Origin of the sequence: Citrobacter cronae, assembly GCF_016893685.1 — a bacterium.
GTDB classification, from domain to species: domain Bacteria; phylum Pseudomonadota; class Gammaproteobacteria; order Enterobacterales; family Enterobacteriaceae; genus Citrobacter; species Citrobacter werkmanii.
Genome location: NZ_CP069763.1, coordinates 2377806 through 2386787 on the forward strand (window position 1 = coordinate 2377806; position 8982 = coordinate 2386787).

The 8982-nt window shown below is 47.9% G+C and carries 10 protein-coding genes; 1 reads left to right on the forward strand and 9 read right to left on the reverse strand.

What is annotated here, in order from left to right; all coding sequences use genetic code 11:
* Positions 1–13: 13 nt before the first annotated feature.
* The 8 genes from JSN25_RS10065 to JSN25_RS10100 all read right to left on the reverse strand — a co-directional run bounded on the left by JSN25_RS10065 (position 14) and on the right by JSN25_RS10100 (position 7100).
* A complete protein-coding gene (locus JSN25_RS10065; RefSeq protein WP_110498689.1) occupies positions 14–406 on the reverse strand; it encodes a VOC family protein in 393 nt (130 codons plus the stop codon).
* A gap of 31 nt (positions 407–437) precedes the next feature.
* The gene (locus tag JSN25_RS10070; RefSeq protein WP_038637880.1) at positions 438–692 is read right to left on the reverse strand and encodes a zinc ribbon domain-containing protein; all 255 of its coding nucleotides are present in this window, start codon (positions 690–692) and stop codon (positions 438–440) included.
* Positions 693–990: 298 nt separating this feature from the next.
* Positions 991–2163, reverse strand: coding sequence for a MalY/PatB family protein (locus JSN25_RS10075; protein ID WP_204525684.1), 1173 nt, complete (start codon positions 2161–2163; stop codon positions 991–993).
* Positions 2164–2175: 12 nt separating this feature from the next.
* The gene (gene nhaC / locus JSN25_RS10080; protein ID WP_038637884.1) at positions 2176–3627 is read right to left on the reverse strand and encodes a Na+/H+ antiporter NhaC; all 1452 of its coding nucleotides are present in this window, start codon (positions 3625–3627) and stop codon (positions 2176–2178) included.
* A 140-nt stretch (positions 3628–3767) separates the two neighbouring features.
* Entirely contained in the window at positions 3768–4778 is a 1011-nt protein-coding gene (locus JSN25_RS10085) for a LacI family DNA-binding transcriptional regulator (RefSeq protein WP_038637887.1), read from the reverse strand.
* A 101-nt stretch (positions 4779–4879) separates the two neighbouring features.
* Positions 4880–5491 carry a LysE family translocator gene (locus tag JSN25_RS10090; RefSeq protein ID WP_069323883.1) on the reverse strand — a complete coding sequence of 204 codons (612 nt, stop codon included), beginning with the start codon at positions 5489–5491 and terminating at the stop codon, positions 4880–4882.
* A 236-nt stretch (positions 5492–5727) separates the two neighbouring features.
* Positions 5728–6534, reverse strand: coding sequence for an AraC family transcriptional regulator (locus JSN25_RS10095; protein WP_199952392.1), 807 nt, complete (start codon positions 6532–6534; stop codon positions 5728–5730).
* Positions 6535–6650: 116 nt separating this feature from the next.
* A complete protein-coding gene (locus JSN25_RS10100; RefSeq protein ID WP_038637894.1) occupies positions 6651–7100 on the reverse strand; it encodes a GNAT family N-acetyltransferase in 450 nt (149 codons plus the stop codon).
* A 126-nt stretch (positions 7101–7226) separates the two neighbouring features.
* Between JSN25_RS10100 and pdxR the strand changes: the two genes are divergently transcribed.
* Positions 7227–8696: a MocR-like pyridoxine biosynthesis transcription factor PdxR gene (pdxR, locus tag JSN25_RS10105; RefSeq protein ID WP_204525685.1), complete on the forward strand. Its 1470-nt coding sequence runs from the start codon at positions 7227–7229 to the stop codon at positions 8694–8696.
* A 22-nt stretch (positions 8697–8718) separates the two neighbouring features.
* Here pdxR and JSN25_RS10110 read toward each other — a convergent pair.
* Positions 8719–8982: hypothetical protein (locus JSN25_RS10110; protein WP_204525686.1), on the reverse strand; the 264-nt coding region annotated here is incomplete at its 5' end.

Sequence of the window (8982 nt, forward strand, 5' to 3'; positions counted from 1 at the left end):
GATAAAGACTCCTTCAGGCTACGTTCGCGTAATAGATAAACGCGAGCTTGTTACCGTCCGGATCGCGTACGTAGGCGCTGTAAAATCCCTGACCATACTGCGGCCTGTGACCCGGCGCGCCTTCATCTGTGCCGCCTAGGCTGAGCGCGAGGGTGTGCAACTGCTCAATATGCTCGACGGAACGTGCATTCAGCGCCACCATCGTGCCATTACCAACGCTGGCAGGTTGTCGATCGAAGGGGCTGCCGATGCACAGTCCAACGGTGTGGTTGCCGTTGAATGTTCCCCACGACGCCCCTTCTTCATTACGCCCGGCCTGCGGTTGCCCAAGCAGTTCCATTAGCGGATCGTAAAACTGAATGGCGCGTGGGAGATTGTTGGTACCTAACATAATGTAAGAAAACATACTGTCCCTCATATTCATGATGCCAGAAGGCTCAGTGGTTATCCGCCTTATGCGCCCAGGCGGGCATCGCTGTAAGATAACGCTTAGCACGTATACGCGCCTCTTCCGGGCCGACCTTTTGCCATGAGTCGAGAAACGCCGCCAGACCTGCAACGGCTTCATCCCAGGATTTCAAATTACCGTCGGCATCACTACACCAGGTGCAATATTGATTGCTGGCAACGTTGGCATCACTACCGGAGATTGGCATTCCGCAGGCCTGGCAAAACCGTTCATGCTCTGTCATACAACGTTCCTTTTGTTAGAGGGGTGGTTAATAAATATACACCCAATGACGAGAGAACTTAGGGGGCTAGATCAATTGTTGAGCGCTCGCGACAACCCGCAAGGGGGCGCTGACCGCACTGCCGGATATCGAAACGCTGAATGCTTTTATTACGCAATGTCATCTACCGGACTACGAAATAAAAGACCTTTAAGCATGATAACGGCGAGCTAAATAATTTTAGCTCTCTATGATTTTTGTGAATGTCCCCGCATCCTCATCGGATGGCGGGGATTTTTACTTTATTTTTGCAGGAAGATTAAACTGTAATACGCTTCAACCCCACTATCGCTTTTTCGAGGTAGGCGCGTGGACATCCCATGTTCAGGCGAATAAAACCTTTGCCAGCCGAACCAAAGCTATTTCCCATTGAAGGCGCAATACCGGCAACATCAAGCATAACCCCTTTGAGTTGCTCATCATCCAGTCCAAGCGCTTTGCAATCGATCCACAGCAGATACGTACCCTGGGAAGGAACAACCCGAGCCCACGGGAGATATTCATTAATCTGTTGAATAAACCAGCGTCGATTTTCAGCCAGATAATCGAGTAACTCGTCTAACCAGGGCGCGCCATGCTGCCATGCTGCCGTACTTGCCTCGACGGATAGCGCATTGAACACATCCAGCCCATGGGCATCCAGACGGCGTAAAAAGTGTTCACGCAATGCCGGTGCCGGTATCAGAAAATTAGCAATGCGTAGTGTCGACAAACCAAACGTTTTACTGGCGGAGGTGGCAGAGATAACGCGCGAATGCCAGCGCGCTCCCAGATGCAGAACTGAAGTAAATTTTTCACCTGGCAGTAATAAATCAGCCCATATTTCATCAGACAGCAACGTAACATTATAGGTCTCACATAAGGTGAGTAGCTGTTCCAGCTCCTGCGCAGACCAACAACGGCCGGTTGGGTTATGCGGATTACATAAAATCATCAACGGTGGGCGTTCAGTCCGGAATAACATTTCCAAGTGCACAAAATCTATTTGATAACCCGTAACCGGATCCTCAGATAATGGGTTTTCCAGGAGCTTCCTGCCGTTCAGAGTGATAATTTTGGCGAATGACCCGTAGTACGGCCCCTGAACGACCACGCCTTCACCGGGTTGACTCAGCATTTGCACCAGTAGAGATAACCCCGGAACGACACCTTCAATGCTGCAGACCCATTCCTGCTTTATTTCCAGTTGATGGCGGGTGGAGAACCATGAGTTTAATGAATCAAAGTAACTTTGTGGGCGTTCGCTGTAACCAAAAATGCCGTGCCCGACGCGGAGTGTTAAAGCCTCCTGAACGGCAGGGGGGCAAGCAAAGTCAAAGTCAGAAACCCACATTGGCAACAGTTCATGTGTATCTTCGCCGAAATATCGCGTCATAAAGTCCCATTTCAGCGAACCGGTATTGTGGCGATCGATAACCTTATTAAAATCCATTACATGCTCTCCCTATTCTGTTGCCGTAATTTTTTTAGCTGTACCTGCCGCTGATGGCGCTTTTGCGATACCGATTCCTGTAAAACCATAAATCAAGGCGAAGAAGATTGCGGCATAGCACTGAATTGCCCATGGCAGTAAATCCAGCGTGCTCACGCCTAATGTCGTTGCCATATAGACTCCGGCAGAGGTCCACGGCAATAGCGGCTCAATAACTGTGCCCGCGTCTTCAATGGTGCGGGACAGATTTTTAGTATCCAGTCCCATACGACGGTAAGCGTCTTTAAATAATTCAGCTGGAACCAGAAGAGCGAGTTTGCCGTCGCTTGTCGCACCTGTCACCAGAATGGTGGTTCCAATGGTCGCCGCAATTAGCTGACCGACACTGTGAATGACGGTCAACAGGCGGTTAATAAGAATGTTGAGCGCCCCCGTTAACGTTAAAGCCCCGGCAAAAGAGAATGCGCAAAATACCAGAAGGATAGTGCTCATCATTGAGAACATTCCGCCACGGTTAAGCAGGCGTGGTACATCCGCAATAATGCCCTCGCTCCCTTGCGGGAACATCGTAATATTAAAGCCATCAATAAAGGCATCCAGTCCTTGCTTGATGCTAAGTCCCTGCATCACAACGCCCAGAATCAGGGCTAATACGCACGCGCTCAGCATTAAAGGAATGACCGGTTTTTTACGAATCGCCCCCCATAAAACGATTACTGGCGGCAAAATCAGAATGATATTGAAGTGGTACAGCGACTCCAGGGCGTTGACAATATCGGTCACCCGTTGTGGCGTGGCGACCTCGCCCAGCATATTGCTGTGGCCCGCAATTAAATAAACCACGGCTGCAAGCAGAAAGCTGGGAATTGTGGTCCACAATAAGTGCTGAATATGCTCGAAAAGGGTAGTATCTGCGACAATGGCCGCAAAGTTAGTTGAGTCTGACAGCGGCGATATCTTGTCGCCGAAGTAAGCACCTGAAACAACGGCTCCCGCAGCCGCTGCCATCGAGACATCCAGTCCGGCGGCAACCCCCATCAATGCTACGCCCACCGTTCCGGCTGAACCCCAGGAGGTTCCGGTACATACGGATACGACGCTGGTCAAAAAGAAGGCGGCGATGAGAATGTATTCGGGGCTGATGAGTTTAAGTCCCCAGTACACCATATAAGGGATGGTGCCGCTAAACATCCATGTTCCAATCAGGCCGCCAACGCAGATAAGAATCATAATAACCGGCATTGCTTTGGCGAGTTTATCGACCACCGAATTAATGATGTCTTCCCAGCAATACCCTTGCCACCAGGCCATCCCTGCGGCGACAGCGGCAGAGCACAGTAACAAAGGTTCAATGCGTAACCCCATAATGCCGTAGCCAATAATTAATAGCAGGAGCATGGCTAAAATAGGGATCGCTGCCAGTCCAAATGAGAGCGTTTTTTTCTGATTTTGAGAGGCATTCATTCATGAATCTCCAGTCTGTAAGGTCGTTCAAGAGTAGAGAACACCCTTAGGCCTGACTGTGATCGTTCATTGGCCCTCATGTAAGCGATTACATGAGAACGTTAAACTTGAAGTCGATCACAATTCAGGGGCTTGACGATTTACGCATTGATGACGGGGGGAAGAACAGAATCGCGGATCACCAGATCCGCAGTGAAGCTATTCACACTGGGACGCTGGGTTGCGCCCTTAAAAAGCTGTATCGCCAGGTGCGAAGCACAGCGCGCCATCCGTTCAACGGGGTAATGCATTGTTGTCAGCGCGGGATAGAGATAGCGCGCCATCACCACATCATCGAACCCAACGATTGAAAGCTGCTGTGGTAGTGTAATTCCTTGTTGATGAAGGATGCGCATAATCCCGGCGGCCATCACATCGTTAAATGTCACCGCTGCAGTGAAAGGGATGCCGCAATTTAGCAACTGATGCGCAGCGCGTTCGCCCCCCTCTTCATTGAAGGGGACGCTAATAACCCAGTTTTTATCTGGCGTAATGCCATATTCGGCCAGCGCCAACTGATAGCCCTCCAGCCGCTCACGACGATCGATAATCGGTAAATCACTTGTCACGCAGGCAATACAACGGTGTCCTTGTTCCAGTAGATGTAGCGTGGCTGTTTTAGCTGCTTGACTATTTTCCAGCCATACGCAGCGATTGGCCATCCCGGCAATATAGCGATTCACGACGACCATGGCCGGGAAATGCGCGGCATATCGCAACAGTTCTTTTTCGGAGAGCCTACTGGCATGGACCACAATAGCTTCACAGCCCTGGTTGATCAGGAAATCGAGCCCGGATTTTTCCATTCCTTCATCGTGGCCACCGCTGCATACCATCAGCCGAAATTGCTGCTGGCGTGATACTTCTTCCACGCCTCGGGCAAGTCTGGCAAAAAAAGGATCGGCAAGATTGCCGGTCAATAACCCGAGCATGTCCCCGCTGCGTTTCGCTAATGCAATTGCGGCGGCATTGCGATGATAGTTCAGCTCGCGCATAGCTTTTTCAACACGCTCACGCGTCACCGGTTCAACCCATGCAGTTTGATTAATAACGCGTGAAACGGTTGCGGTGGATACTCTTGCTAACTCTGCAACATCCTTTATCGTTGCCATACCGGCTCTTTACCTTATTGATGCTTGAGAATTTGCTTATCACTGGTTTTTATTTGGAAAATTAACTATTGGCTTTTATTTATCATGAGTTCATCTGACGTCTAGATTTGCATCAATGCCAGTTTAACGGCAAGCCCGGCAAACGCAACAGCAAAGAAACGCAATACCCAACGTTGCACAGCAGCATTAGCAACCACATGCTGGCGTATGCTGGCTGCACTAATTCCATATACGGTAAATACAAAGAAAGTCATAACCATAAAAATCAGGCTCATTTCCAGCATCTGAGAAACAGGTGAGATCTCACCTTTAATAACGAACTGCGGTAAGAATGCCAGGAAAAACATGGAGAGTTTAGGGTTGAGTAGATTGATAAGTATCGCCGAGGTTATAACTTGCCTTAAACTCTGTTTTTTAGTTTTACTAGCCATATTCAGATTTTTATTTTCATTAAGCGTTTTCCATGCCATATAAAGCAGATATGCTACGCCCAAATATTTAATTATCTGAAGGGCCATTTCACTGGTATGCAGTATTGCAGCAAGTCCTGTAATAACTGTTAATATGTGCGGAACAATACCCAGCGTGCAACCCAATGCAGCAATTATACTTACGCGAGCACCATCTGAAATGCCCGTGGCGACAGTATAGAGTACGCCAGTCCCTGGAGATGCCACGATAATGAGAGTGGTAAGGAGAAACTCAAGCGTCATAATGAATTTCCCCCACAGACTTTTACTTCGGACTCGATGTAACGGGGCGACTGAGTCTGCGCAGCGAGGTTGGTACGGGGAATAATGCCATCCGCACGAATTATTCCAGTGTAGAGTCGTTCAACATGATTACGAATGAGGGGAGGGTAGAATAGTGACATTGGCAAATCTCTCTTCCGGAATGTTTCCAGCAGCATGCCGAGTGTCACGATTGGTGTATTGAATAAAATTGCAGCTTACTTTATCGCTGCAGCATAGGCGCCGGGCGTTATGCCATAAGTACGAACAAAAAGTCGCGTCATATGACTTTGATCTGCAAAACCGGCGGTATAGGAGACATCAGTAAGAGACATTCCTCCAGCGATAAGCTGCCTCGCCTTTTGCAGTCTCCGCTGGATAAGATAAGCATGTGGAGTAAGCCCTGTGACTGTAGAAAAAGCGCGTAGTAGCTGAAACTGACTCACGCCTCCCAGAGCTGAAAGCTCATGGAGTGATAACGGTAATGAGGGGTCATCATCAATACGCTCCTTTGCCAGGATAATTGATTTTGGTACGCCTTTTTTCTCAATACGCGGGCTTGCGAGTAAGCCTGCCAGTAAAAAGAGCAGGGTTTCTTCCTGTTCAATTTCGCTGTGCCCGCCGCGGGAATCCGTCAGAATTCGAAAGAGTGTCGAGAAATGGGCCGCAGGCTCACGATTACGAAATACTGGGCTGGATAGCTCAACGCAGCCAGAGCGACTTTCCGTCAGAACTTGCATGGCGCCGGACAAAACGGTGGGGTCGAAATAGAGCATGCGCCACGACCTGCTTTCTGTTCCCAAAGGTGAGCCATCATGGACTTCACCAGGATTAACGGTGATCACATTCCCCACTACAGCTTCTACCCTACCGCGCCCGCTCATCGAAACCTGAGCTCCACGAACGATTAAGCCAATGCCGAACTGATCATGAGTATGACGCCCAAACCGGAAGGACGTATCGGCAGATACCGCATGGACACCTGCCATCCCACATCGAAGGGTTGTGAAACGTTCTTTCTTCATCGAATTAAGACCGGGGTGATGAGTTATCAGTACATCCTCTGAGTATATCTACTCAGAGGCTAATCTTTGATTTTTTTAAACTGAATGATTAACGTCTGTGAAAAGTATTATTTCTCTCACATACGATATTCAATCATCCCACTCTTTTTGGCAACCCAGTCATACAGTCTTTGTCCACGCAGGTTGGTTTCATGCGTGTGCCAGTATAATCTTGACGCATGGTTTTTTTGGGCTTGCTTTTGAACATACTCGATCAGCTGTTTACCGATATGTTGACCGCGCACTTCTTCGCTAACAAATAGATCTTCGAGATAGCAATAGTTTGATTCTGCCCAGGTTGAACGGTGAAAAACATAATGCACCAGGCCCACAATTTTACCATCATATTTGGCAACTGCACAATAAACTGGTTCGTCTGGCGTCAGAAAACGCTCCCATGTTAATTTCGTTACTTCATCTGAAATTTTAGTACGATAAAATGTTTGGTAGTTTATCCATAAAGGAAGCCAGCTGGAGTAATCTTCTTGTTCTGCAGCTGCAATAGTAATAGTATTTTTGCTATTCATATATTTCTCCTGATATTGTATAAGAATAATGTCTCAGGAGTATGATCCTAGGGGCTTTATAAATTCTGGTAAAGAGACACTTTTTACCTATTGATAGGATCCACTTTTAGCATAAAGGTTAATACAATGAAGAAAAATAATGCACCTTTATTTCAAGGATTTGTTTTAGGAAAAGGTGTCGTGAAGGAACAGGTTTATCATGCTCTTCGTGAACACATTCTTGCAGGCCGATTACCAACAGGAACAAAGATGCCTTCAACCCGGGCGTTGTCCGAGATGATGGCAATTTCACGAAATTCAGTGATTGCCGGTTATGACAGGCTATTAGATGAAGGGTATATTTTGACCCGGAAAGGGTCTGGAACCTATGTTGCGCACAATATTCCGGATCGGAGTATCAGCAATAGCTATCCAATGATAGCGTCGGGGGAAGTCGTCGCGCCTGATGAACAGGTAAATGGCCAAAATAATCCTGTGCGCGATTTATGGTCAAATGAGTATGAAGGGCGCGGCATGAACCGTCTATTTGCGGTTGGTGTTGGCTGTACGGATCTCTTCCCGCACGCACTATGGGGCAAATTACTGCAACGGATCTGGAGACAATCCCGGCACCAATTGGGGGCCCACACTCACCCTTGCGGATACTTTCCTTTGAGAAAAGCGGTTTGTCGTTACATCAAAACAACGCGTGGAGTGAACTGTAACGAAGAGCAGATAATCATCGTAAATGGTATCCAACAAGCATTGAACATTACCGCACGAGCGCTGCTGTTGACAGGCCATGAAGTTTGGCTGGATGAACCGGGTTACAAAGGCGCACGAGGGGCTTTTATGTCTGTTGGCGCAATTGTGAGGCCGGTACCGGTAGACAGCGAAGGAATGAACGTCCGCTATGGTATTGATCATTTCCCTGACGCTAAGTTGGCCTATGTTGTCCCGTCGGATCAATATCCATTAAGTGGAACATTGAGTTTATCCCGGCGTTTTGAGCTGTTGGAATGGGCGAAGTCAAACCAGGCATGGATATTTGAAGATGATTATAATAGCGAGTTCCGCTATGCCGATCGCTCTTTACAGGCATTGCAGGGATTAGATGATAATCAACGGGTTATTTATGCCGGTACATTTTCGAAAATGATGTATCCAGAGTTCCGTTTAGGTTTTTTAGTTGTCCCGCCAGGTTTACAACAACAGATTATGGTGACGAAATATTTTACAGATCTCGGCACCAGCTATCTTGAGCAGGCAATGATGGCGAGTTTTATTGAGGATGGGCATTATGCCAGTCATGTGCGTCGAATTCGCAAGACGTGTTATGAAAGAAGAACTGCGCTGGTCAATGCTATTCAAGAATACCTTGCTGATAAAATGATTGTTCAGCCTTCTGACTCTGGCGTTCATATTGTGTGCTGGCTACAAAACGGATTGATCGGAAATGATGTCGAGGAAAAAACCAGAGCACTGGGGATGGGAATACTATCACTGAGCCGTTATTACCAGGGAGATATCAGCCGACAGGGGATTTTGATTGGTTTTGCAAATCACCCGGCAGAGGCACTTGTTGATGGGATACGTCGTCTGGCTCAGGTTATTTAAATAATAATTTGTTCAGAACGTCTTAATGTTGTTTGCCATGCAAAGTATGGTTATGAAGCGTACTGCAAAGCGAGCGATTTTCGTGACTAGACATATCTGGCGGCATGGCCTTTTGAAACTTTTGACGCCTTCCTGGATGATGTAAAAAACATGCAAGAACAGACAGATCCGAGGCATTGACGGTGAGTACCCGACACTCCGACCGGTCTACGATATGTGGCTCAATGAGCGTAATTTCGATACCCTGAGACGGCAGATTAAACGTCCTGGTGAGCTGATGGAAAGG